This is a genomic window from Calidifontimicrobium sp. SYSU G02091 (assembly GCF_022631395.1).
GTDB classification, from domain to species: Bacteria; Pseudomonadota; Gammaproteobacteria; order Burkholderiales; family Burkholderiaceae_C; genus Calidifontimicrobium; species Calidifontimicrobium sediminis.
The window spans coordinates 1-1,593 of sequence record NZ_JALBGB010000073.1 but is presented as its reverse complement, the minus strand read 5'-3'; the positions used below and the strand labels follow the sequence as shown (position 1 = coordinate 1,593).

General features: G+C 68.0%; 1 protein-coding gene. It reads right to left on the bottom strand.

Annotation, left to right across the window (positions count from 1 at the left end; all coding sequences use genetic code 11):
• Window positions 1-18: 18 nt before the first annotated feature.
• Complete coding sequence (locus MOJ79_RS18795; protein ID WP_241925530.1) at window positions 19-1,470, bottom strand: IS5 family transposase; 1,452 nt, start codon at window positions 1,468-1,470, stop codon at window positions 19-21.
• Window positions 1,471-1,593 lie beyond the last annotated feature (123 nt).

Sequence of the window (1,593 nt, the reverse complement as noted above, 5' to 3'; positions counted from 1 at the left end):
TAGTCGGCCCTGCAAAATTCATCTCGCGGCGCCGACGAGAAGCGCCGGACGTGCAAGAGTAGCGAGTCGATTCGCGGACGCTGCGAGCGCTGACAGCAGCCAAAGCGAGCGCAAAAAGGCTGGAGCGATGCCCCGCCGGGCGATGGCGCGCAGCAGCCAACGGATGTTGAAGCCGGCTGCGCACAACACCGCATGCAGCGCGTCGCCGTCGGCGCCCTTGAGCCAGCAGCGCTTCATGCCGTGATCGTGCTTGGCATGCCCGATGGCCGGCTCGACCGCCTGACGCCGCTTCAGCCAGCGTCGCTGGCTGCGCGTGAGCGAGCGGCTCTTGCCGCGATGGATCAATGTCACCCCGCCAATGTCGGCATCCGCCCCCCGGTAGCCCAGGTCGACGATGGCCGTGTGCGGCTTGACGCCCAGGTCCTGCAGCAAGACGGTGGTCTGCTCCAGTTGCTCGGCCAGCGTGTGGCCATCGTAGGGGTTGCCCGGCAGGCTGCGCGCACCGACCATCAAGCCCTGTTTGGCGCTCACCGCCACGCTGACCTTCACGCCGAACTCATAGGGCTGGCGGGCCTTGCCCTTGCCGATGCACTCGACCTCCGGCGCATGCAGCGCGTACAGCTTGTGCTTGTCCTTGGGGTGCTGCGAGCGGATGCGTTCGGCACGCTCCAGCCATGGCTGCAGGCGATCACGCACGTCTTGCGGCGCCTCCAGCAGGCGGCGTTGCACGTCGCGCAGCATGCGCCCGAGCACGGTGCGCTGGCGCTTGAGCACCCGGCGCAGCCGCTTGAACTGCTTGGCGTGCGCATAGCCGCCGGCACGCCGGCGCAGGCTGCGGCCCTCGCGCTCGAAGGTCTGCTTCAGCCGCAGCCCGGCGCGCTGCGCCAGCTGCACCACCTTGGCCCGCGCCACTTCCAGCAGCCGGCTGTCGGTGGGATAGGCCACTGCCTTCTCCTGCACCGTGGTGTCCACGATCACACGCTGCAGTTCGCTCTTGCGTACCGCCTGCATCTGCACGGCCGCCTCGATCGTCTTGGCCAGCAACTCCTCCACGCCGGCCTCGCCCAGCACCCGCCTGAAGCGCCCGATCTGCGTGGCATCGCACGGCAGGCGCGGCTCGTAGTACTCCTGCCCGCTGAAGAACTGCCACACCACGTTCTCGGCCCAGCGCTCGACCACGGCCTCGTCGCTCAGGCCATAGGCATGCTTCAGGTACAGCAGCGACACCATCAAGCGGATCGCCAGGCGCGGGCGCCCCGCAGCGCTCACGCCTGCGCCGACCACCTGCAGCGTGGGGCCGAACAGGTCTGCACCTTCGATGCTGCGCCCGCGCCGGTCCTTGCGCGCCAGCAGCGGCGCCACGCTCGCTTCGATCTGCTGCCACGGCATGCGTGTGGCCAGCACCGCCAGCGGGTGGCGCAGGTCGATCATCTGGTCCAGTCGGGCGCGGAAAAAGTCCGGCGTGCTCATCGAAATCCGTCTCCAAACTCCCAGGAAACCGCATCGAGCCGATTCATCTTCGGGAGTTCCAACCCCGCAACATCACCTCACCAACCCAGTGTCCATGCGGCTTGAGGTCGTTTTGCAGGGCTG